Origin of the sequence: Vibrio sp. 10N.247.311.12 (assembly GCF_041467515.1) — a bacterium.
Taxonomy (GTDB): domain Bacteria; phylum Pseudomonadota; class Gammaproteobacteria; order Enterobacterales; family Vibrionaceae; genus Vibrio; species Vibrio crassostreae_C.
In genome coordinates this window covers 35,179-59,442 of the sequence record NZ_JBFSUV010000029.1, presented here as the reverse complement: position 1 = coordinate 59,442, position 24,264 = coordinate 35,179, and the positions used below count along the sequence as shown (strand labels likewise).

Sequence of the window (24,264 nt, the reverse complement as noted above, 5' to 3'; positions counted from 1 at the left end):
TAAAAGGGAGCTTGCTACAGCAGTGAGCTCCTTTAACTCCTTACAGGAGCTGAATGTGAAAGACTTATTAAACTTTCTAAAAGCACAGCATAAGACCGAAGAATTTGATGCAATCAAAATCGGTCTATCTTCACCAGACATGATCCGTTCATGGTCTTTTGGTGAAGTTAAAAAGCCGGAAACAATTAACTATCGTACGTTCAAACCTGAACGTGATGGTCTGTTCTGTGCACGTATTTTTGGTCCAGTTAAAGACTACGAATGTCTTTGTGGCAAATACAAGCGCCTGAAGCACCGTGGTGTTATCTGTGAGAAGTGTGGCGTTGAAGTTACACAAACTAAAGTTCGTCGTGACCGCATGGGCCACATCGAGCTAGCTTCACCAGTTGCTCACATCTGGTTCCTAAAATCACTGCCGTCTCGTATCGGTCTACTAATGGATATCCCTCTACGTGATATCGAACGTGTTCTTTACTTCGAGATGTACGTAGTAACTGAACCAGGTATGACTGATCTAGAAAAATCTCAGATGCTTACTGAAGAAGAGTATCTGGATCGTCTAGAAGAGTGGGGTGACGAATTCACTGCTAAGATGGGTGCTGAAGCGATCAAAGATCTGCTTGCAACAATGGACCTTCATCAAGAAGTGGAAGAAATGCGCGAAGAGTTAGAAACGACTAACTCAGAAACTAAGCGTAAAAAAGTTACTAAGCGCCTGAAGCTAGTTGAAGCGTTCATTGCATCGGGTAACGATCCGCAATGGATGATTCTGACTGTACTTCCGGTTCTGCCGCCAGATCTACGTCCTCTAGTACCACTAGATGGCGGTCGTTTTGCGACTTCAGATCTGAACGACCTTTACCGTCGTGTGATCAACCGTAACAACCGTTTGAAGCGCCTTCTAGAGCTAGCTGCTCCGGACATCATCGTACGTAACGAAAAGCGTATGCTGCAAGAGTCTGTTGATGCACTTCTAGATAACGGTCGTCGTGGTCGTGCTATCACTGGTTCTAACAAGCGTCCTCTGAAATCTCTTGCTGATATGATCAAGGGTAAACAAGGTCGTTTCCGTCAGAACCTTCTAGGTAAACGTGTAGACTACTCTGGCCGTTCTGTAATCACAGTAGGTCCATACCTTCGTCTACATCAGTGTGGTCTTCCTAAGAAGATGGCACTTGAGCTATTTAAGCCGTTCATCTACAGCAAGCTAGAAACTCGTGGCATGGCTACGACAATCAAAGCTGCTAAGAAGATGGTAGAGCGCGAAGAAGCTATCGTTTGGGATATCCTGGACGAAGTAATCCGCGAACACCCAGTACTGCTTAACCGTGCACCTACACTTCACCGTCTAGGTATCCAAGCGTTTGAACCAGTACTAATCGAAGGTAAAGCGATTCAGCTTCACCCACTAGTGTGTGCGGCATACAACGCCGACTTCGATGGTGACCAAATGGCGGTACACGTGCCTCTAACTCTAGAAGCACAGCTTGAAGCACGTACACTGATGATGTCGACGAATAACATTCTGTCGCCAGCGTCAGGTGATCCGATCATCGTACCTTCTCAGGACGTTGTATTGGGTCTTTACTACATGACACGTGACAAGATCAACGTGAAAGGCGAAGGTATGTACCTTGCTGGCCCTGCTGAGGCTGAAAAGGCATACCGTACTAAGACTGCTGAGCTACACGCTCGCGTTAAAGTACGTATCACCGAAACTGTAGTAGACGAAGATGGTAACAGCACTACTGAAACGAAGATGGTTGATACAACTGTCGGCCGTGCAATGCTATGGCAAATCGTTCCAGCTGGCCTACCGTACAGCATCGTTAACCAAAAGTTAGGTAAGAAGCAGATCTCTACTCTTCTTAACGAGTGTTACCGTAAGCTTGGTCTAAAAGATACAGTAGTATTTGCTGACCAAATCATGTACGCAGGTTTTGCATACGCTGCACTTTCTGGTGTTTCTGTAGGTATCGACGATATGGTTGTACCTCAAGCGAAATACGATGAAATTGAATCTGCTGAAGAAGAAGTTCGCGAAATCCAAGAGCAATTCCAATCTGGTCTTGTTACTGCGGGTGAGCGTTACAACAAAGTTATCGATATCTGGGCATCTACGAATGACCGCGTTGCGAAAGCAATGATGGATAACCTATCTTCTGAAACAGTTATCAACCGTGACGGCGAAGAAGAACAGCAAGAATCGTTCAACAGCATCTACATGATGGCCGACTCGGGCGCACGTGGTTCTGCAGCTCAGATTCGTCAGCTAGCAGGTATGCGTGGTCTGATGGCGCGTCCAGATGGTTCAATCATCGAAACGCCGATCACAGCGAACTTTAAAGAAGGTCTAAACGTCCTTCAGTACTTTATCTCAACGCACGGTGCTCGTAAGGGTCTTGCGGATACAGCACTGAAAACAGCAAACTCGGGTTACCTAACTCGTCGTCTAGTAGACGTTGCTCAAGACGTTGTAGTACACGAACATGACTGTGGCACGCATGAAGGTATCGACATGATGCCTCACATCGAAGGTGGTGACGTTAAAGTTGCACTTTCTGAGCTTGCTCTAGGTCGTGTAGTAGCTGAAGACGTTCTTAAGCCTGGTACTGAAGATGTACTGATTCCACGTAATACTCTGATTGATGAGAAGTGGTGTCAAATCATGGAAGACAACTCAGTAGATAGCATGAAAGTGCGCTCTGTTGTTACCTGTGATGCAGACTTCGGTTGTTGTGCACAGTGTTACGGTCGTGACCTAGCACGTGGTCACCTAGTGAACCAAGGTGAAGCAGTTGGTGTTATCGCTGCACAATCTATCGGTGAACCGGGTACACAGCTAACGATGCGTACGTTCCACATCGGTGGTGCGGCATCTACTGCAGCAGCAGAGAACAGCATCCAAGCTAAGACAACTGGTACTGTGAAACTTCACAATGCTAAGTTCGTAGTTAACAAAGATAAGAAACTGGTTATCACTTCTCGTGCATCTGAGATGACGATTATTGATGAATTCGGCCGTACTAAAGAGAAGCACAAACTTCCTTACGGTTCGATGCTAACCAAAGGCGACAACGCAGCAGTTACTGCTGGTGAAGTTGTAGCTAACTGGGAAGCGCATACCATGCCAATCATCACTGAAGTGGCAGGTCGTATCCAATTCGTAGATATGATCGATGGTATTACAGTTTCTCGTCAAACTGACGATCTAACGGGTCTTTCTTCAAGTGAAGTTACAGACGCAGCAGCTCGCCCAGCAGCAGGTAAAGATATGCGTCCAGCTATCAAACTTGTTGATGAGCAAGGTAACGACGTAATGATCCCTGGTACTGATATGCCAGCTCACTACTTCCTACCTGGCAAAGCGATTGTAAACATCGAAGATGGCGCTGAAGTTGGCATCGGTGACACACTATCTCGTATCCCTCAAAAATCGAGCGGAAACAAAGATATCACCGGTGGTCTACCACGCGTAGCTGACCTATTCGAAGCTCGTAAGCCTAAAGAGCCTGCGATCCTTGCTGAGCACACAGGTACTGTGTCTTTCGGTAAAGAAACGAAAGGTAAGCGTCGTCTAGTAATCACTCGTGAAGGCGGTGACGCTTACGAAGAGATGATTCCTAAGCATCGTCAATTGAACGTGTTCGAAGGTGAGAAGATTGAACGTGGTGATGTAATCGCCGACGGTCCTGAAACTCCACACGATATCCTGCGTCTACGTGGTATCCACGCAGTAACTCAGTACATCGCGAACGAAGTTCAAGAAGTTTACCGCTTACAAGGCGTAAAGATTAACGATAAGCACATCGAGACTATCGTTCGTCAAATGCTACGTAAGTGTACAATCACTCATTCTGGTGACTCTCCGTTCCTACCTGGCGAACAAGTTGAGTACCACAATGTTAAGATTGCTAACCGTAAGCTAGAAGCTGAAGGTAAAGAACTAGTACGTTTCGAACGTGATCTACTAGGTATTACTAAAGCATCTCTTGCAACTGAGTCATTCATCTCAGCTGCATCGTTCCAAGAAACGACTCGCGTACTAACAGAAGCTGCGGTTTCTGGTAAGCGTGATGACCTTCGCGGTCTGAAAGAGAACGTAATTGTTGGTCGTCTGATCCCAGCTGGTACTGGTTTCGCATACCACCAAGAGCGTCAAAAACAACGTGAAGAAGAGCAAGAAGGTCCTTCAGCTGAACAAGCTACTGACAATCTAGCAGCACTTCTAAACGCTGGTTTCTCTTCAGAAGAGTAAGCTCTACGAGTAGTCTCTAAGAGATAAGAAAAAGGCACCTTCGGGTGCCTTTTTTGTATCTGGCGTATTGGTATTTAGCTATGACTTATAAAGTGATAGGTGTGCTTATCTAGCTGGTGAGGTTGGATTTATGTCCTGAAGAGTGCTCTTTGAGGCCAGTAAGATAAAGGGTAGAGATGACTAGGCTGATTAGGGCTGTAACCATATGCTTATGGCTAAAGGTCAGGGCGAGCGAGTAAGCTCTGTCTGAAAGGTTCTGGGTAGTTTGGATAACCTTACAGACAAAACAAAAAGCTTGCACAGAGGCAAGCTTATTAAGGATTCGGCTAACTAAGCGCCTGGTGGAATCGCTAAACTGTCTGCAATAAGCTGGATAAGATTATCTTCTACTTCAAAACGTAGTTCGAGTAGTTCACCTACTTTGGACATATCTCCTTCGAAGTTAGGCAACTCATCGTCTGCATTTACTTTAACGTACTTATCATTGAATTCTAGAAGCGGCTCGGTTGTAAGTACGATCTTCGCGTAAGTTGTATCAATCTCGTCATTGGTTTTAAAGCCTGTTGCTTGCCATTTTTTCATGACCATATCGTAGATCTTAAAATGACCCTCTGAGATATAATCGACAACATGATCACAGAATGAGCTTATTTCTTTAGGGGAAGGGAGTTCAACAACGTTTGATTGCCCGTTGCTAGCTGGCTGCAAGGCACCTAGCTTACAATACTCAACGATTAGAGACTGTCGAGTTTCGAGCCAATGATCGATGACCTCATTAGAGCCACCCCATTGTTCTTGTATTTGTTTGAATTTATTTAGCATGACCATGTCCTCATGATCTGATCACAACCTTGTGATCAAGTAATTGCCTAAGCAGGGTCCGTTTTATTGGTAGCTACTAAAAGTAATAGCTTGAAATATTCTCTGCTACAACTCTAGTATGAAATTAGATTGCCAGTAAAATGAACGAACTGCAAGCAATGAGGCATAGGGATGTTAAAAAAAAGTGATAACAAAATGACAGAGCAAGCTTATTGGTGCGTCGTTTCTGGTAGTGATATTTGGGTTAATAATGATCAGTTTCCGTTTGGCTCTGCTGAAGAGCTAGGGCTGAGTGTGGAGCATGCAATCTGTATTGGTCAGCATCAAGGTCGCAAGGTGTATTGGCTCAACGATTGTGATGTGGAGAATGAGCTGAGCATGGTCAGCCTAAGAGAGTTACTACACTGGCCCGAAGAGAGTTTCTTGACTGCAAGCAAAGCCATCCAATATGGGCATATGACTCAAAGTATGCGTTTTTGCCCTCAGTGTGGTGGTCGAAATCATCTCAATCATAACCAGGTGGCGATGCAGTGTGGAGATTGCCGCACGCTTCACTACCCCCGTATCTTCCCGTGCATCATTGTCGCTGTACGAAACGACAACAAGATATTGCTTGCACAGCACCCAAGACATAAAACAGGCATGTATACCGTGATAGCGGGCTTCCTAGAGGTCGGAGAAACCTTAGAGCAGTGTGTGGCAAGAGAAGTCAAAGAAGAAACGGGTATCGATGTCGATAATATTCGTTATTTTGGCAGCCAGCCATGGGCGTTTCCATCAAGTATGATGATGGGCTTTCTCGCAGATTATGCTGGTGGTACGCTTAAGCCTGATTACAGCGAGCTATCGGATGCTCAATGGTTTGACGTAACAAGCCTACCTGATGTTGCTCCTGTTGGAACCATTGCGAGACAGTTGATTGAGAAAACCGTTGATGACGTGATGAAAGATGGTGTGACGGAGCAGATGCTAGAGCACTAATTTGCCTGTAATAGTATTTGGCCTATGGGTGGTCAAAAGCTAAAAAAAACCCTCCACAAGTGGAGGGGGTAAGTAAGATGTCGTTATGAGATGCTGAGTAGTGACTACTCAGATATTATAATTGTAATTTTCGCTAGCGAACAAATTTTTAACATGCTCCCGTAATTGGGTGCAAATTAAGCATTGATTTAAAAGTTAATAACTTGATCTAGGTTGCAAAGCACACAGCTTTTACCCTTCAATCAGTGTTAGAATACTTGCCATCAAAACTAGACAAGATTGAATTGGAATTTAACGGAATGACCGAATTAAAAAACGATCGCTATTTACGCGCACTTTTAAAACAGCCTGTTGATTACACACCGGTATGGATGATGCGCCAAGCTGGCCGCTATCTTCCTGAGTACAAAGCAACGCGCGCTGAAGCGGGCGATTTCATGTCTTTGTGCAAAAACGCGGAACTGGCATCCGAAGTAACACTTCAACCTTTACGTCGTTTCCCGCTTGATGCGGCAATCTTGTTCTCAGACATCCTAACTATCCCTGATGCAATGGGCTTAGGTTTGTACTTTGAAACAGGTGAAGGCCCTAAATTTGAGCGTCCTATCACGTGTAAAGCTGACGTAGAGAAGATTGGCCTACCAGATCCAGAAGGTGAGCTTCAATACGTAATGAATGCCGTTCGTCAGATCCGTAAAGACCTGAAAGGCGAAGTGCCACTGATTGGTTTCTCTGGTAGCCCATGGACTCTAGCGACATACATGGTTGAAGGTGGAAGCTCTAAAGCATTCACTAAGATCAAGAAGATGATGTACGCAGAACCACAAACGCTGCACCTGCTTCTAGACAAGCTGGCTGACAGTGTTATCGAATACTTGAACGCGCAAATTAAAGCGGGTGCTCAATCGGTAATGGTATTTGATACATGGGGTGGTGTACTGACTCCTCGTGACTACAACCTATTCTCACTGCAATACATGCACAAAATCGTTGATGGCCTAATCCGTGAAAACGAAGGTCGCCGTGTACCGGTTACTCTGTTCACTAAGAACGGTGGCATGTGGCTTGAGTCTATCGCAGCAACAGGTTGTGATGCGGTTGGTCTAGACTGGACAATCAACATCGCAGATGCAAAAGCTCGCATCGGCGACAAAGTTGCTCTGCAAGGTAACATGGATCCTTCAATGCTTTACGCTCAACCTGAACGTATTCGCGAAGAAGTGGGCAGCATCCTTGAAGGCTTCGGTGACGGTGGTACAGGTCATGTATTTAACCTAGGCCACGGTATCCACTTAGATGTACCGCCAGAGAATGCTGGTGTATTCGTTGACGCTGTTCACGAATTGTCTAAGCCTTACCACAAGTAATTCTGAGTAAGATTATTGAAAGCGCTGTTGGGAAACCAACAGCGCTTTTTTATTGTCTGAAATTGGCATTTGATGGCGGTTTAATCTTATTGTGTGCAGTTAATCAGGCATTTGGATCATGGTAGGCCAAATGCTCTGAGATGTGTTTCCTGATATAAGGAATGACTTCATTTTCAAACCAAGGGTTCTTCTTGAGCCAGATATTATTGCGTGGCGAAGGGTGGGGTAATGGCAAAAACTCAGGCGCCCACCTTTGCCAATCACGCACGGTTTCGGTCAATGTGCTGGTGGTTTTGTTTGTTAGGTAATGGTTTTGTGCGTACTGGCCAATCAGCAGTGTCATTTGAACATTGGGTAGAGATTGCAGCACTTTGTTGTGCCAAAGCTCCGCGCACTCTTTGCGTGGTGGGAGATCACCACTTTTCCCTTTCCCCGGATAACAAAACCCCATAGGCACAATCGCGACTTTTTGCTCGTCGTAAAAAGTATCGCTATCTATCCCTAACCATCCTCTTAATCGTTCGCCACTGGCGTCATTCCAAGGGATGGACGACTCATGCACCTTGATACCCGGCGCTTGACCTATTATCAGCAAGCGCGCGTTTGGATGCGCTTGAATCACCGGGTTGGCACCGTGTGATAGGTGAGGCTCACAAGCTCGGCATTGTCGAATCTCTTTAAGTAACGAAGAGGACATCAGTAACCTTTATCAAAATCGATGACATGATTAAGTGTAAAGCCATCTCGCCACTGTTTGTAATTCTCTGCGAAGATCTCGACTACTTGTCTTGGCTCACTGAGTGCAGCGATGTGTGGAGTGATGGTGACTTGCGGTAGTTTCCAGAAAGGATGTTCCTGAGAGAGGGGTTCACTTTCAAACACATCTAAAAATGCGTGTTCTACCCATCTGTTTTTTATGGCGAGCAACAAGGCTTTATTGTCGATACTTTCCCCTCGACCGACATTAAACAGCAACACATTAGAGCAGTAACCTAACGTGGTTTGGTTCAACAGCTGATAGGTTTCAGCGGTTGATGGCAAGGTGTTGACCACAATATCGGCCTGCTTAAGGGCAGCCTCTATCTCATTGATGTGGAAAGTCTCTTTAAAGGTTTCTTGTTTGGATGGGATACCCGTACGGTTGACACCTATGGTATGAATACCAAAAGCTGCCGCGGTTTTTGCCAAATGACTGCCGATTGAACCTGTTCCTAAAATCACCATAGTTTTGTCAGTTAGGCTAGTATAAAGCTGTGGCTGCCAGTTTCGTTGTTGTTGATGCTGGTGGTAATGAGGGAAGTGTCTACAGTGACTGATTGTGTAACCCAATACGTATTCTGCGATAGCCGGGCCAAAGATGCCTTTGACGTTGGTTAGCGTATAGTCCTGACGCAGATCTGGCTGAGTGAGTTTATTGATTCCAGCATAGGTACTCTGTACCCAGTCTAGCTCTTTAAACTCGCTGAGGCGTTCTGCGATTAGAGGTGGTGACGCCAAGACAATCTGTGCTGATTCGGGGTTTTGAGTGATTTCTAGGTCGGGTAAATCCTGGTTTAGAATCAGTTGCGTATAGGTATCGTCATGCTCAGTAAGAATATAGAGCTTATTCGTAAAATTGTTCATCGGCTTACCTTTTCCCCCCAGGGTTTATCAAGTACACTTTCGCTGTCTTTTTCTGCAATTATTGAGTGACTATGCTTCAGAATCCACTGCAGGTTCGTCTTGAAAAGTTAGAACCTTGGCAACAAATTACCTTTATGGCGTGTCTATGTGAGCGTATGTACCCTAACTATGCCATGTTTTGTGAGAATACAGAATTTGCGGAAGCTCGAATCTATCGTGATGTTTTGGATAGCATTTGGGAAACCCTGACGGTTAAAACAGCAAAGGTGAACTTTGAGCGTCAACTTGAGAAGGTTGAAGAGCTATTCCCTAGCGGTGATGATTTTGATTTTTATGGTGTTTACCCAGCAATGGACGCATGCCAAGGCCTAGCAACGCTAATTCATGGTCTGCTTGACCGTGAACATATGTTGGAAGCGGTAATTAAAGTGAGTCAACAATCGGTGAAGACGGTTGCTGAGCTTGAGTTTGCTCAAGGCGCTGAAGAAGTGACGAACGAAAACCAGAAAGAAAACGAAGCGGTATGTGAAGAGTGGGACGTTCAGTGGGCCATTTTCCGACCTTTACGTGAAACGACTGAGCGTGACTTAGAGTTGATCAAAGACCTACGCCACGAACTGCGTGAAGACCCAGTCAGTAACATTGGTGTTGCGCTATAATTCGCAATTGCACCAAGGTACGAATAAAAACAAAGGCTCCCTAGGGAGCCTTTGTTGTATCTGACGGTATCAAATTTAGATTAAGCGTCTTTTTTGTCTTCGTTCTACACTTTGTCTTTTGATGCGTCGTCGTCATTCGTTGATTTTGCATCTGAAGAGTCGTTGTCTGCTGGAGTTTCTTCCTCGTCCTCGTCCTCGTCATCGCGGTTTTCGATAACACCGTGTGTCTCTTTCCACTTCTCCCAGCGTTGGAACGCCAGTTCTTGCATGTCAGTCGTCTTATCCGCTTCGTCGACAATCTCTTCGCCCACTAGGTGCTCAAAGATGTCTTCTAGGGTGATGATGCCCTGAATAGTGCCGTATTCGTCCACAACTAAAGACAGTTGCAGGCGGTTTGCCATCATCTGGTCAAAGGCCTTAGCCAAGCCCATGTTGTTCAGCAACACGTGGATAGGGCGCATTACTTCACCCAAAGCTTTCTCACCACAACCGGCTTGCTGCAATCTAAACAGCTCTAAGCGGTGAACAAAACCGATGATGTTGTCACTCTGCTCGCTGTAAACCAGCGGACGTGAGAATGGCGTGTCTTTATGTTGTTCTAGGAACGTATTCACACTCATTTCCGCATCAACACGGAATACCACTGGGCGCGGCGTCATTACCTGAGTCACGGGTACATCTTGAATACCCAGTAGGTTGCTCAGGATTTTTGACTCGCCTTCTGCAAATTCACCGCTCTCTTTTGCCAAAATCGCCATTGCAGATAACTCATCACGCATTTTTGGTGCTTGGTGGCCACGAGCAAGACGTTTGGTGATCTGTTCTGAGAACCATACAAACGGTGTTAGGAAGAACACCATCCAACGAAGCACGCTTGCCGAAGCAGGAGCAAGTTGACGCCAGTAGGTTGCACCAATGGTCTTTGGAACAATCTCAGATAATACCAAGATACCTAGCGTTAGCACGGCAGAGAAGACACCTAACCATTGGCTACCAAAAACGACAGCCGCTTGTGCACCTGCTGTCGCAGCACCGATAGTATGGGCGATGGTGTTGAGCGTTAAAATTGACGCAAGCGGGCGGTCAATATCTGTTTTCAGTTTGTCTAAAGACTCTGCTGCAGGGTGCCCATTTTGTTTTAGTTGAGCAATGTAGCTCGGACTAATACTCAAAAGTACAGCTTCCAAAACAGAACAAATGAAAGAAACTCCAATAGCAATGGAGACGTAAATAGATAGCAGCAGCATGTTTGCCCTTAAATTAAATTGTACGCTTTAGCAGCGATTCAGCGTGGATTATAGTGAAAAAGTAGTGGCTAGGTCATCATTAATTTTGCTCTCAGCCCCTTTTAAACAAGGGCTTGCTTAATAAAATCAGTAACAAATTGTGAGTTATTACTCATATTATGGCTAAAACTACGGCATTAGAGCTAAAGATCGACGACAAACCTTTGCCAGATGGGGCATTTATGTTTTAGAGTGAATTGAATTCAAAAATACAAAGAAGGGAAACCTAAAATGAACAAGACTCAATTAATCGACTTTATTGCTGAAAAAGCGGACCTTTCTAAAGCACAAGCTAAAGCTGCTCTAGAAGCGACTCTTGGCGGTGTTACAGATGCTCTTAAAGATGGCGATCAAGTTCAGCTAATTGGTTTTGGTACTTTTAAAGTAAACCACCGTGCAGCTCGCACTGGTCGTAACCCAAAAACTGGTGATGAGATCCAAATCGCTGCTGCAAATGTTCCAGCATTTGTTGCAGGTAAAGCGCTGAAAGATTCAGTGAAATAATCTAAACTGTACCGAGGTAGTCGTATTCCACCTCGGTACAGGTTTTTATGAAAAAAGCATTTCTTCTCGTTTCACTATTATCTACATTTCTTATTGGCTGTTCTTCAACAAGCCCTCGCAAAAACCTAGAGCAATTTGAAACTCACACTGGCGGCCAAGTCATGGGCGACGCGACGAGTTTCTACTGGGTTACAAACAAGCTAACACAACCTCATACTTCAGCTGACTACGTCACTGTCGGCGATTACGGCTGGTACCAAACTGATTATGCTTGGTCAGAAGGCGTGCTTCGTGAATTCATTCGTGAAGGCGAGCAGCGTAACTCTTCTAATGAGCTGGTTCCCTATCGAGTCCATGTGCGTTTCAATAAGTCAGGCGAAGCTGTGTATCAACAGTATCGTATTGATAGCAAAATCTTACCTATCCAAGCCAAGCAGCTTGAAAACTATCAGAAAGAAGCGACGTCGGTTCTAGAGACCACAACGAAGCAGCATGATGAAGGGCTTAGGCTGATTCAGGGTTACTGGAATGGCAGCTCTTTTAAAACGTGCGCTGGTGGTGAGTTTGATCGCATTGAATTTAACCAGACCTTGCCAGGCTTCGTGATTGACCGATTGGCGTCTGTGGAAAGCTATGCGGCGTTTCTTGGCAGTGACTTACTCGGTAAGATGAGCGTGGAAGAGTTACTGATGCTAGCTGAAGACAGCCATGATTGTGTCGTTAGGCCATCATTGTTGAAAGAATAGCGAGTAATCAAAGGATTGAGAGTATTTGGCCTACTGTAGGCCAAGTGCTGATTTGTCTGTACAGACGCGGATTCCTAGAAAGATTGAGTAATAAAAAGGCGCCTATTGAGGCGCCTTTTGTTGTTATTCGCTTACTGTCATTTGCTTACTATTATGAAAAGTAAGCGAGTAACCAGATTGATTACTGCTCTTGCTCGCGCGCAATCGCACGGTAACCAATATCATTGCGGTGGAACATACCATTCCAGCTAACTTGCTTCGTCAACGCGTAAGCGCGCTCTTGAGCCTCAGAAACCGTATTGCCCAGTGCTGTTGCACAAAGTACACGACCGCCGTTTGTCACAACGTCGCCAGCTTCATTATTTGTCGTACCCGCGTGGAAAACCTTTTGGCCTTCAACTTCGCTTGTTGGTAGTGAAATAACGTCACCTTTTGCGTAGTCAGCAGGGTAACCGCCAGCCGCAAGAACAACACCGATAGAAGCGCGTGGATCCCACTTCGATTCTGCTTCGTCGAGCTTCTCGTCGATAGCCATTAGGCAAAGTTCAACAAGGTCTGACTCCATACGCATCATGATAGGTTGCGTTTCAGGGTCGCCAAAGCGGCAGTTGTATTCGATAACTTTAGGTGTGCCGTCAGCATCGATCATTAGGCCAGCGTAAAGGAAACCTGTGTAAGGTGCGCCTTCTGCGTCCATACCACGTACCGTTGGGTAGATAACTTCCTCAAGGATACGGTTGTGGATTTCTGGAGTTACAACCGGCGCAGGAGAGTAAGCACCCATGCCGCCCGTGTTCGGCCCAGTGTCTTTGTCGCCAACACGTTTGTGATCTTGGCTGGTGGCCATAGGAAGCACGCTAGAGCCGTCAACCATTACGATGAAGCTTGCTTCTTCGCCTTCGAGGAACTCTTCGATAACAACGCGGCTGCCTGCTTCGCCAAAGGCGTTGCCCGCTAGCATGTCTTTGATTGCGTCTTCTGCTTCTTCAAGGGTCATCGCAACGATAACGCCTTTACCTGCCGCAAGACCGTCAGCTTTCACTACGATAGGAGCGCCTTGCTCGCGAACGTAAGCGATAGCTGGCTCAATCTCAGTGAAGTTTGAGTAGTAACCTGTTGGGATATCATGACGAGCTAGGAAGTCTTTAGTGAATGCTTTAGAGCCTTCAAGCTGTGCTGCAGCTTGAGTAGGGCCGAAGATTGGCAAACCTACTTCGCGGAATGCATCAACCACACCGATAACCAATGGTGCTTCAGGGCCCACGATAGTCAGTTCGATTTTTTTATCTTGAGCAAACGCGACTAAACCAGCGATGTCTTCAACGCCGATGTTTACGTTCTCTAGTTTTGGCTCAAGTGCAGTACCTGCGTTACCTGGAGCGATGAATACTGTTTCAACGTTTGGGTTTTGTGCTGCTTTCCAACCTAGTGCATGCTCACGACCGCCAGCACCAATAATCAATACATTCATGTTTTAAACCTTCAATCAAAATTGATAGTAGTAGAACTAAAAAATGTCTGAGCAACACTAAATGATAGTGTTGCTCATCTCGGAGCGCAGCGTTCTCGTTTCCCGTAGCGAAGCGCTCTCGTATCTTTTCTTTCTAGTGGCGGAAGTGACGCATGCCCGTAAAGATCATCGCCATGCCGTGTTCGTCTGCTGCTGCGATAACTTCGTCATCACGCATAGAGCCGCCCGGTTGGATAACACACTTGATGCCAGCCTCTGCAGCCGCGTCGATACCGTCACGGAATGGGAAGAATGCATCTGATGCCATCACACAGCCTTCAACCTGTAGACCTTCGTCTGCAGCTTTGATGCCTGCGATTTTCGCAGAGTAAACGCGGCTCATTTGGCCAGCGCCAACACCAATTGTCATGTCGCCTTTCGAGTAAACGATAGCGTTAGATTTAACGTATTTCGCTACTTTCCAGCAGAATAGAGCATCTTTCAATTCTTCAGCTGTAGGTTGGCGCTTAGAAACCACTTTAAGGTCATCTTCAGACACCATGCCTTGGTCGCGGTCTTGAACTAGCAAACCACCGTTAACGCGTTTAACGTCAAAGCCAGTTGTCTTCGTTGTCCACTCACCACACTCAAGTAGGCGAAGGTTTTTCTTAGCCGCTACGATTGCTACTGCTTCAGCAGAAACTGATGGTGCAATGATAACTTCAACGAATTGACGCTCAGTGATAGCCGTTGCTGTTGCAGCGTCTAGCTCACGGTTGAAAGCGATGATGCCGCCAAATGCAGAAGTTGGGTCTGTTTTGAATGCACGGTCGTAAGCTTCTAGGATGTTTTCACCTAGTGCAACACCACATGGGTTAGCGTGCTTAACGATCACACATGCTGGCTGGTCGAACTCTTTCACACACTCAAGTGCTGCGTCGGTGTCAGCGATGTTGTTGTAAGAAAGGGCTTTACCTTGAATCTGGCGAGCTGTAGAAACTGATGCTTCTTCAGGGTTTGCTTCAACGTAGAATGCGGCTGCCTGGTGGCTGTTCTCACCGTAGCGCATGTCTTGCTTTTTCTCGAACTGTTGGTTGAACGTGCGAGGGAATTTGCTCTTGTTTTCAGGAGAAGGTTCGTCACCTTCTTTGTTCTCACCGTAAGATGGAACCATAGTGCCGAAGTAGTTTGCGATCATGCCGTCGTAAGAAGCGGTGTGCTCGAATGCCGCGATAGCGAGGTCGAAGCGAGTCTCTAGTGTTAGAGATTTATCGTTCGTGTCCATTTCAGCGACAACGCGCTCGTAGTCGTGTGCGTTAACAACGATCGTTACGTCTTTGTGGTTTTTCGCTGCAGAGCGAACCATTGTAGGGCCGCCGATGTCGATGTTCTCAACAGCATCAGCAAGGGTACAACCTTCTTTAGCAACGGTTTCTGCGAATGGGTATAGGTTTACAACAACCATATCGATAGGGTTGATACCGTGAGTTTCCATCACGTCATCATCTTGGCCACGACGGCCTAGAACACCACCATGAACTTTTGGGTGCAGAGTCTTAACACGGCCATCCATCATTTCTGGGAAACCAGTGTAGTCAGATACTTCTGTAACAGAGATGCCTTTTTCAGCAAGCAGGCGAGCAGTGCCACCGGTAGATAGGATATCTACACCACGGTTAGCAAGAGCTTGTGCAAATTCAACGATACCAGTTTTGTCTGATACGCTGATTAGAGCGCGGCGAATTGGACGAGCGTTATTCATGCTTCCATCTTCCTCAAATTCATGGGGTTAAAATAAAGATATTTGCCAAAAAAGAACTTGTTTCTATCTTCTTAGCGTGGATTATCTTAGATACCAGTAAGAGATAAAATATTGGCCAGTTTTGGTAAAGACCTTTTGGGTTAGTCTTATGATTAAGCTATAAGATAACCAACTCCAAATTTGATGGCGCAGATTCTAACTAATTTATTACAAAAAAGCTCGCGCAATCGTTTGGCATCTCAAAATTAATTATGAAAAGTGCCATTTCAGCCTGAAAAGTAACGATAAGGTTAATTGTGGAATGGACGAAACAGTAGGAAAAAACATGTTTCAGATCGGTGAATTAGCGAAGCGATGCGGTGTGACAGCCGATACCTTGCGATTTTATGAGAAGAATAACCTGATCGCGCCAGCCAGTCGCAGTGACTCGGGTTATCGCCTATATGATGAAAATAACCAGAAACAGGTGACGTTTATTCTCAAATCTAAAGCGTTGGGACTGAGTTTGGACGAGATTAAAGAATTGCTTGAGATTCGCCTCGAGGCCACACAGCACAGTTGCGCTGAAGTGAAGTCGATTACCTCAGCAAAGCTAGAGATGATTGATGAGAAGATTACCGAGTTAACTAAGATTCGCACCGCACTTAAAAAGATTAATGATGCGTGTTGTGGTCACGTAGACGATGATGCAAGCCATTGTTCGATTCTAGCAGCCTTGGACTCAGCAAACGTCGACAAAGGTCGCTGCTGTCGCACTGGAGAGTAATCAGCGACTATCACGGATCGACAAGCCAAAAAAAAGCCAAACTCAACAATGAGCTTGGCTTTCAATTCAATAAATTACGAAAGAACGATTAGTTCATGCCGTATTTTTTAAGTTTCTTGCGAAGAGTACCGCGGTTAATACCCATCATGGTTGCTGCGCGAGTTTGGTTACCGCGAGTGTACTGCATGATAGTGTCTAGTAGTGGCTGTTCAACTTCAGCTAATACTAATTCGTATAACTCGCTGACTTCTTGACCGTTTAATTGAGCAAGGTAATTTTTCAATGATGCTTTAACTGAGTCACGTAGTGGCTTCTGCGTGATTTGGTCTTGTGATGTAACTGTAGTTACTGTCAATGCTTCTGAAGTCAGATTTTGTTCGAACATATTCGGTCTAGCTCTTCTCGTAATTATGGTGCAACGTTATCAAAAAAACCTTCTAGCGCTTCAAGCTGCAGATCACCTGCTTCGAATGCGTTGAAGGTACGGCGAAACTCACTCGCTTGTTCATGTTCTTTTAGATACCAACCCACATGCTTACGAGCGATGCGAGGGCCTAAAAACTCTCCATAAAATTCATGTAGAGCGTGCACATGACCAAGCATGATGTCTTTCACTTCCGAAATCGGGAGTGGGTCCATCGTGGTGCCGTTTTCCAAATAGTGTAGGATTTCGTTAAAAATCCAAGGACGTCCTTGGGCAGGTCGACCTATCATTAAAGCATCAGCGCCGGTGTACTCCAGCACAAACTTCGCTTTTTCCGGACTATCGATATCACCGTTAGCGATAACCGGAATAGATACTGCTTGTTTCGCTGCTTTAATGTGTTTGTATTCTGCCTCACCTTTGTACATACAAGCGCGAGTTCTTCCATGGAGCGCAAGAGCTTGTATGCCGCAGTCTTCGGCTATTTTCGCGATTTGGACACAGTTTCTATTGTCTGTATCCCAGCCTGTGCGCGTTTTCAACGTTACTGGAACGTCGACAGCATTTACCACCGCTTTCAGAATGTCTTCAATGAGTTCTGGATGCTGCAGTAAGGCTGAGCCCGCAAGCTTCTTATTCACTTTTTTGGCTGGACAACCCATGTTGATATCGATGATTTGCGCACCGTTATCGACATTAAATTGAGCAGCCTCGGCCATAAGCTGTGGATCTGCACCAGCGATTTGTACTGAACGAATGCCCGATTCGCCTTCATGTACCATACGCTGCTGAGACTTTGACGTTTTCCAAACTTTCGGATTGGAGGACATCATTTCACTGACTGCCATCCCCGCACCGTAGCGAAGACACAACTCACGGAATGGTCTATCCGTTACGCCAGCCATAGGAGCGACGATTAGATTGTTCTTAAGTTGATAATTTCCGATTTTCAAAAATGTCATCACAGTTCTGTACCAGCAAGGGCGCGCATTTTACGCATTTTTTCTCTGCGTGAAAAGACTAATATTTGAGCATTTACAATTTGTTTTTGTAATTTGTTTAAATTTCAGTCAATTAGCGCCCAAAGTCTTGTCTAGCCTTGCTTGCGACCTGAGATTCGACACCATTCTTGTTGTTCGATGATCGGATCAATGTGAAGCTCATCACGATAATAAGTGGCAACATCTTCTGCTTGTGTATCTAAAACACCCGACATCGCAAGTACACCATTTGGCTTAACTAGGCCCTTGATGATGCCAGAAAGGTCGCGTAATGGACCCGCAAGAATGTTGGCAACAACAACGTCTGCTAGCAAACCTTCCGGTTGATCTTGTGGCAAGAACACCTCTAGTTGCTCAGCAACGCCATTGCGTTGTGCGTTGTCTTTTGATGCAAGCAGAGCTTGAGGATCAATGTCGATCCCGATAACTTTTGCTGCGCCTAGTTTGATCGCAGCGATCGCTAGGATGCCTGAGCCACAACCGAAGTCGATCACGGTTTTGCCTGCAAGGTCTAAGCCTTCAAGCCACTCAAGACACAATGCCGTTGTCGGGTGAGTACCTGTACCAAATGCAAGGCCAGGGTCTAGCATTACGTTAACAGCGTCAGGTTCAGGGATATCGCGCCAGCTAGGGCAGATCCATAAACGCTCACCAAACTTCATTGGGTGGAAGTTGTCCATCCATTCACGCTCCCAATCCTTGTCTTCAATTTGCTCTACTTTATGAGCAAAGTCTGCAGGGAACATGTTGCTTGCTTTAATCTGCGCTAGAACGACACCAGTATCAGTCTCAGCGTCGTAAAGCGCGAGAATGTCAGTATCACCCCAAAGGCGAGTTTCGCCTGGCAGAGGCTCAAATACAGGGGTATCTTGTGCATCCAGGAAAGTTACAGAAAGAGCACCAGTCTCTTCCATTAACATGTCGCCGATTTGTTCGGCATTTTCATTGGTAGCATTAAGCTTGATTTGAATCCAAGGCATGGCTGCATCTTCTATATGAGAAAAATTGGATGGCGAGTCTAGCAGAAAATATGAGCAAATTCACCAAAACCCCACGGAATATAATGGGGATTAAAGATTGATTTTTTCGGCGGTTCAAAAACAAAAATGCTCACCGAAGTGAGCATTTTGACTGTTCTTAAACGAACGGATTATGACAAACCAAGTTTCTTCTCAAGGTAGTGGATGTTTGCACCACCGTGTTGGAAGTTTTCGTCGTTCATAATAGACAGTTGAAGCTCAGTATTAACGTTAATACCTTCAACAATCATTTCACCCAATGCGTTCTTCATACGAGCGATAGCAACATCACGGTTCTCACCGTAAGTGATCAGCTTACCAATCATTGAATCGTAGTGTGGTGGCACTGTGTAACCCGTGTAGATGTGAGATTCCCAACGTACGCCCATGCCGCCTGGTGCGTGGAAACGTTCAATCTTACCTGGTGAAGGTAGGAAACGAACTGGATCTTCAGCATTGATACGACATTCGATTGAATGGCCACGCAGCTTAATGTCATCCTGAGTGAATGATAGAGGCTGACCAGCTGCAATACGTAGCTGTTCTTTCACTAGGTCGATACCCGTTACCATTTCAGTAATCGTGTGTTCAACCTGGATACGAGTGTTCATTTCGATGAAGTAGAATTCACCGTTCTCGTATAGGAATTCAAATGTACCTGCACCGCGGTAACCGATCTCAATACATGCACGAGTACAACGTTCGCCAATGTACTTACGCATCTCTTCAGTGATACCTGGAGCTGGCGCTTCTTCCACAACTTTCTGGTGACGACGTTGCATTGAACAGTCACGCTCACCTAGGTGGATAGCATTACCTTGGCCATCTGCAAGCACTTGTACTTCAATGTGACGTGGGTTTTCTAGGAATTTCTCCATGTAAACCATGTCGTTGTTGAAACATGCTTTTGCTTCAGCACGAGTCATCGCGATAGCTTCTGTTAATTCTGCTTCAGAACGAACAACACGCATACCACGACCGCCGCCGCCGCCAGATGCCTTGATGATAACTGGGAAGCCAATGCGTTTAGCGTGCGCTTTGTTTTTTGCTTCGTCGTCGTCAAGAGGGCCGTCAGAACCTGGTACACAAGGTACGCCAGCTTTCTTCATTGACGTGATAGCTGACACTTTGTCACCCATCATGCGAATGGTTTCAGCTTTAGGGCCAACGAAGATAAAGCCACTGCGCTCTACCTGTTCTGCAAAGTCTGCATTTTCAGATAGGAAGCCGTAGCCAGGGTGAACAGCTACTGCACCTGTAACTTCAGCTGCGCTGATGATACGAGGGATGTTTAGGTAGCTATCGATACCACGAGCTGGACCGATACAAATGGTTTCGTCTGCAAGCAGTACGTGCTTAAGATCACGGTCAGCAGTTGAGTGAACCGCTACCGTTTTAATGCCAAGCTCTTTACATGCACGCAGAATACGTAGTGCAATCTCACCACGGTTCGCGATTACTAATTTATCTAACATAATGAGTGCTCTCTATTATTCGATAATTACTAGAGCTTGGTCGAATTCTACTGGTTGACCGTCTTCAACTAGGATAGCTGTTACAACACCAGATTTATCAGCTTCGATTTGGTTCATCATTTTCATTGCTTCAACGATACATAGCGTTTCGCCAGCAGTTACAGATTGACCAACTTTAACGAATGGTTTTGCGTCTGGGCTTGGAGCGCCGTAGAAAGTACCAACCATTGGAGAAAGAACTTGGTGACCAGCTGGAACTGCAGGAGCTGCTGCTTCTGCTGCTACAGGTGCCGCCGCAGGAGCTGCTGCCGCTACAGGTGCTGGAGCAGCTGCATATTGAACAGGTGCTACAGGTGCAGTGCTGTTACGACTGATTCGTACAGACTCTTCACCTTCAGAGATTTCTAGCTCAGAAATACCAGACTCTTCAACCAATTCGATTAGCTTTTTGATTTTGCGAATATCCATTGTTTCTTTCTCTTTATCTGTTAATTGAACTTACTCTATGACTGAGTAGGTTAGTAATAGTTCGTTGTTTATGTTTACTTTGAGTTGAGCTTGCTGAGCGCAGCGGTCAAAGCAAATTGATAACCTTGGGCACCTAAGCCACAAATCACACCTTCTGCTTTATCAGATAGGTAAGAGTGGTGACGGAATGGTTCACGCGCGTGAACATTCGATAGATGAACCTCAATAAATGGTATGGCAACGCCAAGTAGTGCATCACGCAGTGCCACACTGGTATGTGTAAAGGCTGCTGGGTTGATAATAATAAAATCAACATTTTGATAAGCACTATGGATAGCTTCAATCAGTTCGTACTCACGATTTGACTGTAAGTGAGATAGCTCAACATCGTGTGCTTTCGCTTGCTCGGTCAGTGAGCTAATAATCTGGTCAAGTGTTTGAGAACCGTAGTGTGCGGGCTCTCTAAGGCCTAACAGGTTAAGGTTTGGGCCATTTAAAACTAGAATGCGAAACTTTGTAGACATCGTGGGGCTATCTTCCTTTATCGTGTTTACGAACGTGAATGTTGCCATTTTATTGAAAATTTGCGGTTAATTTCCAGTGAGAAAAACCCAAATTTAAAAATTAGAACCAGATTATAGCTAATTCAGCGCAAATCGCAGCAATTTACTGGTCTAATCTCCTATTGATACAGCTTGGAATTGTTACCAACTTAACAAAAAAGCGTCTTAGCCTTAATTTGGGGCGGGATATTTGAGATCAAGATCAGCCATAAAAAAACCGCCACATAGGTGACGGTTTAGAAAGTGCTGTTTTAAACAGTGATTAGCTGATGTGACTGGTTGCTTATGCCAGTTCTGCTTTCTCGGCAATCAGCTTATCAACCACACTTGGGTCGGCCAGTGTCGAGGTATCACCTAGGTTACCTGTATCGCCAGTCGCGATTTTACGCAGGATACGACGCATGATTTTACCCGAACGAGTTTTTGGTAGAGAGTCGGTCCAGTGCAGTACATCTGGCGTTGCAATTGGGCCAATCTCTTTACGTACCCAGTCTTTTACTTCTTTATGAAGCTCTGCGGTTGGGAACTCACCATCATTCAGCGTGATGTAAGCGTAAATCGCTTGGCCTTTAATATCATGAGGGATGCCCACAATCGCGGCTTCTGCAATCTTATCGAACGCGACTAGAGCCGATTCAATCTCAGCAGTACCCATACGGTGACCTGATACGTTAAGTACATCATCGACACGCCCCGTAATCCAGTAGTAACCGTCTTCATCACGACGAGCGCCGTCACTGGTGAAGTACATGCCTTTAAAGGTCGAGAAGTAAGTCTGTTCGAAGCGGTCATGATCGCCATGAACGGTACGCATTTGGCCTGGCCAAGAGTCAAGAATCACTAGGTTGCCGTCTGTTGCACCCTCAATGACGTTACCCATGTTATCAACCAGTGCCGGTTGCACACCGAAGAATGGACGAGTTGCAGAGCCCGGTTTCAGATCTGTTGCGCCTGGTAGCGGTGCAATCAAGATACCGCCCGTTTCTGTTTGCCACCATGTATCAACAATTGGAGATTGCTCATTACCGATTGTTTTGTAGTACCACTCCCACGCCTCTGGGTTGATAGGTTCACCCACTGAGCCCATGATTCTTAGGCTGTCACGAGAAGTACCTTCAACGGCTTCATTGCCTTTCGCCATCAATGCACGAATAGCCGTTGGCGCCGTATAAAGAATATTAACTTGGTGCTTATCGACCACTTCGCTCATGCGGCTGGTGTTCGGGTAATTTGGCACGCCTTCAAACAGAATCGTTTTTGCGCCATTAGCAAGCGGTCCGTAAACAAGATATGTGTGACCGGTAATCCAACCCACATCGGCTGTACACCAGAAAGTCTCGCCTTCTTGGTAATCGAATACGTATTTGAAGGTCATCGCAGCATAAACAAGGTAGCCACCTGTGGTGTGCATAACGCCTTTAGGTTTACCTGTTGAGCCTGACGTATAAAGGATGAATAGTGGATCTTCTGCGTTCATCTCTTCTGGTGGGCAATCTGCAGATACATTAGCAATAGCATCGTGCCACCACACATCGCGATGTTCGTGCCATGCCACATCACCGCCAGTGCGTTTGAATACAACAACCTTCTCGATGTTTTTCACTTCAGGGTTCGTCAGTGCTTCATCGACATTCTTTTTCAGTGGAACAGCACGGCCGCCACGCACGCCTTCATCGGCAGTGATAACGACTTTAGAATTTGAATCGATAATACGACCAGACAGTGCTTCTGGTGAGAAACCACCAAATACGACTGTGTGAACCGCACCGATACGGGTACACGCCAGCATGGCTACTGCCGCTTCTGGCACCATTGGCATGTATAAACAAACCACATCACCTTTGCGCACGCCTTGCTCTTTTAGAGCATTCGAAAACAGGCACACTTCTTTATGCAGTTCATTAAAAGTTAGAGTTTTATCATCTGCCGGGTCATCGCCTTCCCAGATGATAGCGACTTCATCACCGCGCTCAGCAAGGTGGCGGTCGATACAGTTAGCCGAAACGTTAAGCGTGCCATCTTCAAACCAGCGAATATCAATGTGGCCAGGGTCGAAAGAGGTGTTTTTTACTTGTGTGAAAGGTTTGATCCAATCAACGATTTTTCCGTGTTCACCCCAAAAGCCTTCAGGGTCAGAAACAGATTGCTGGTACATGGCTAGGTAAGTGTCATTATCCGCGTGTGTGGTTGATTTAATATTTTCTTTTACCGGATAAACGTGGGCTTCACTCATTGCATCTCTCCTTGTGCCTACATTCCTAATGAACTGGCAACTTCCTTTGTGTTCAGTTTCTAGGTCTATTACAGAACCGTCTTTGTGTTATCACTCTCGGCTAGGACGGCGATTTCCACAATTAGACTTTAGGATGAGACGCTGCTTTTCACTTACAAAATAGCGAGTTAAGTTCAATTTTGAGATGTTGCTCTCTATGTGAAGCGCCAGTGGTTGAATTAAGAATAAGAAGAGTTGAAACGGGGAAGGTCACCATGTTTCAGGCGCACAAAGATCAGCGCAGCGGAGATAGCGTCTTGTAATGCATCATGTTTATTGACCGGGATAGGTAAATCGAGTTGGCGACAGATGGCGTCCATACTGAGATCAAAATAGGCATTGGGCAGCTGTCTTTCGAGTTTGTCTTGATAGAGTTGGCTCACTTCGACTAATCGGTTAGGCAGTGGAAATCCAAGCTGTTTTAAACAGGCGCGGTCGAGAATTTTTTTATCATAGCGGATGTGATAGCCGACTAAAGGACGATTTCCAATGAAGTTCAGTAGCTCGATTAAAGCCTGTTTTTCTTCGATGCCGTGCTTTAGATCTTGATGACGGATACGGTGGATTTTTATTGAATTGCAATCGAGCGATTGGGGGGCGCGCAACCGGACTTCAAAAGGTTGGCTGGTAATGATTCGGTTACCGATGATCTTGGTCGCGGCAATGGTAACTAATTCTGCCTGATTGGGATCTAGGCTGGTGGTTTCACAATCGAGCGATACATATTCATGATCAATAGGCGCAGTAAACAGAGGCTGATAGAGGGAGCCTTTGAGCTTGTGATGCCAGTAATAGCGAACCAACCTATTCATCGTTCA

General features: G+C 45.7%; 21 protein-coding genes. 7 read left to right on the top strand and 14 right to left on the bottom strand.

The features are described 5' to 3' along the window. Positions 1–55 precede the first annotated feature (55 nt). Entirely contained in the window at positions 56–4,258 is a 4,203-nt protein-coding gene (gene rpoC, locus AB6E30_RS13935; protein ID WP_017060527.1) for a DNA-directed RNA polymerase subunit beta', read from the top strand. Between the two features lie 330 nt (positions 4,259–4,588). On the opposite strand, the gene AB6E30_RS13930 is transcribed toward rpoC, so the two are convergent. Further along, positions 4,589–5,086 (bottom strand): Rsd/AlgQ family anti-sigma factor, encoded by a 498-nt coding sequence (locus tag AB6E30_RS13930; protein ID WP_032546263.1) that lies wholly within the window; start codon positions 5,084–5,086, stop codon positions 4,589–4,591. 165 nt (positions 5,087–5,251) lie between these two features. Here AB6E30_RS13930 and nudC point away from each other — a divergent pair, with 165 nt between their 5' ends. Together nudC and hemE are read left to right on the top strand one after the other, a co-directional pair. Continuing rightward, positions 5,252–6,061, top strand: coding sequence for an NAD(+) diphosphatase (gene nudC / locus AB6E30_RS13925; RefSeq protein WP_017068864.1), 810 nt, complete (start codon positions 5,252–5,254; stop codon positions 6,059–6,061). 299 nt (positions 6,062–6,360) lie between these two features. Beyond that, positions 6,361–7,428: a uroporphyrinogen decarboxylase gene (gene hemE / locus AB6E30_RS13920; RefSeq protein ID WP_017060530.1), complete on the top strand. Its 1,068-nt coding sequence runs from the start codon at positions 6,361–6,363 to the stop codon at positions 7,426–7,428. Positions 7,429–7,531: 103 nt separating this feature from the next. On the opposite strand, the gene AB6E30_RS13915 is transcribed toward hemE, so the two are convergent. Both AB6E30_RS13915 and AB6E30_RS13910 read right to left on the bottom strand, forming a co-directional pair. Continuing rightward, complete coding sequence (locus AB6E30_RS13915; RefSeq protein ID WP_372103960.1) at positions 7,532–8,125, bottom strand: uracil-DNA glycosylase family protein; 594 nt, start codon at positions 8,123–8,125, stop codon at positions 7,532–7,534. Beyond that, positions 8,125–9,051, bottom strand: a complete 927-nt coding sequence (locus AB6E30_RS13910; RefSeq protein WP_136974345.1) for a D-2-hydroxyacid dehydrogenase — start codon at positions 9,049–9,051, stop codon at positions 8,125–8,127. Before AB6E30_RS13910 ends, AB6E30_RS13915 begins: the two co-directional genes overlap by 1 nt. 71 nt (positions 9,052–9,122) lie before the next feature. On the opposite strand from AB6E30_RS13910, the gene AB6E30_RS13905 reads away from it, so the two are divergent. Next, positions 9,123–9,710 (top strand): YjaG family protein, encoded by a 588-nt coding sequence (locus AB6E30_RS13905; protein WP_137001877.1) that lies wholly within the window; start codon positions 9,123–9,125, stop codon positions 9,708–9,710. Between the two features lie 104 nt (positions 9,711–9,814). Here the strand turns inward: AB6E30_RS13905 and AB6E30_RS13900 are convergent, their stop codons facing one another. Next, positions 9,815–10,957: a CNNM domain-containing protein gene (locus tag AB6E30_RS13900; RefSeq protein WP_372103958.1), complete on the bottom strand. Its 1,143-nt coding sequence runs from the start codon at positions 10,955–10,957 to the stop codon at positions 9,815–9,817. Positions 10,958–11,227: 270 nt separating this feature from the next. On the opposite strand from AB6E30_RS13900, the gene hupA reads away from it, so the two are divergent. Next, positions 11,228–11,500, top strand: a complete 273-nt coding sequence (gene hupA / locus AB6E30_RS13895) for a nucleoid-associated protein HU-alpha (protein ID WP_004729753.1) — start codon at positions 11,228–11,230, stop codon at positions 11,498–11,500. Between the two features lie 47 nt (positions 11,501–11,547). Beyond that, positions 11,548–12,246 (top strand): DUF1481 domain-containing protein, encoded by a 699-nt coding sequence (locus AB6E30_RS13890; protein WP_137001879.1) that lies wholly within the window; start codon positions 11,548–11,550, stop codon positions 12,244–12,246. Between the two features lie 181 nt (positions 12,247–12,427). On the opposite strand, the gene purD is transcribed toward AB6E30_RS13890, so the two are convergent. Further along, positions 12,428–13,717, bottom strand: coding sequence for a phosphoribosylamine--glycine ligase (gene purD / locus AB6E30_RS13885; protein WP_017062702.1), 1,290 nt, complete (start codon positions 13,715–13,717; stop codon positions 12,428–12,430). Between the two features lie 133 nt (positions 13,718–13,850). Further along, entirely contained in the window at positions 13,851–15,458 is a 1,608-nt protein-coding gene (purH, locus tag AB6E30_RS13880) for a bifunctional phosphoribosylaminoimidazolecarboxamide formyltransferase/IMP cyclohydrolase (RefSeq protein WP_372103955.1), read from the bottom strand. Positions 15,459–15,783: 325 nt separating this feature from the next. Between purH and zntR the strand changes: the two genes are divergently transcribed. Next, a complete protein-coding gene (gene zntR / locus AB6E30_RS13875; protein ID WP_017062704.1) occupies positions 15,784–16,224 on the top strand; it encodes a Zn(2+)-responsive transcriptional regulator in 441 nt (146 codons plus the stop codon). 88 nt (positions 16,225–16,312) lie between these two features. On the opposite strand, the gene fis is transcribed toward zntR, so the two are convergent. The 8 genes from fis to AB6E30_RS13835 all read right to left on the bottom strand — a co-directional run bounded on the left by fis (position 16,313) and on the right by AB6E30_RS13835 (position 24,258). Continuing rightward, positions 16,313–16,609: a DNA-binding transcriptional regulator Fis gene (gene fis, locus AB6E30_RS13870; RefSeq protein ID WP_004729744.1), complete on the bottom strand. Its 297-nt coding sequence runs from the start codon at positions 16,607–16,609 to the stop codon at positions 16,313–16,315. A gap of 23 nt (positions 16,610–16,632) precedes the next feature. Continuing rightward, entirely contained in the window at positions 16,633–17,601 is a 969-nt protein-coding gene (gene dusB, locus AB6E30_RS13865) for a tRNA dihydrouridine synthase DusB (RefSeq protein WP_032546269.1), read from the bottom strand. A gap of 140 nt (positions 17,602–17,741) precedes the next feature. Next, the gene (prmA, locus tag AB6E30_RS13860) at positions 17,742–18,629 is read right to left on the bottom strand and encodes a 50S ribosomal protein L11 methyltransferase (RefSeq protein ID WP_017055901.1); all 888 of its coding nucleotides are present in this window, start codon (positions 18,627–18,629) and stop codon (positions 17,742–17,744) included. 170 nt (positions 18,630–18,799) lie between these two features. Beyond that, on the bottom strand, positions 18,800–20,143 hold the full coding sequence (gene accC, locus AB6E30_RS13855) for an acetyl-CoA carboxylase biotin carboxylase subunit (RefSeq protein ID WP_017062706.1): 1,344 nt from the start codon (positions 20,141–20,143) through the stop codon (positions 18,800–18,802). A gap of 15 nt (positions 20,144–20,158) precedes the next feature. Next, positions 20,159–20,611 carry an acetyl-CoA carboxylase biotin carboxyl carrier protein gene (gene accB, locus AB6E30_RS13850; protein ID WP_017062707.1) on the bottom strand — a complete coding sequence of 151 codons (453 nt, stop codon included), beginning with the start codon at positions 20,609–20,611 and terminating at the stop codon, positions 20,159–20,161. Positions 20,612–20,685: 74 nt separating this feature from the next. After that, positions 20,686–21,135: a type II 3-dehydroquinate dehydratase gene (gene aroQ, locus AB6E30_RS13845; protein WP_010435475.1), complete on the bottom strand. Its 450-nt coding sequence runs from the start codon at positions 21,133–21,135 to the stop codon at positions 20,686–20,688. Positions 21,136–21,457: 322 nt separating this feature from the next. Then, a complete protein-coding gene (gene acs / locus AB6E30_RS13840) occupies positions 21,458–23,407 on the bottom strand; it encodes an acetate--CoA ligase (protein ID WP_372103952.1) in 1,950 nt (649 codons plus the stop codon). A gap of 218 nt (positions 23,408–23,625) precedes the next feature. Then, positions 23,626–24,258, bottom strand: a complete 633-nt coding sequence (locus AB6E30_RS13835; protein ID WP_017062708.1) for a 3'-5' exonuclease — start codon at positions 24,256–24,258, stop codon at positions 23,626–23,628. Between the last annotated feature and the right edge of the window lie 6 nt (positions 24,259–24,264).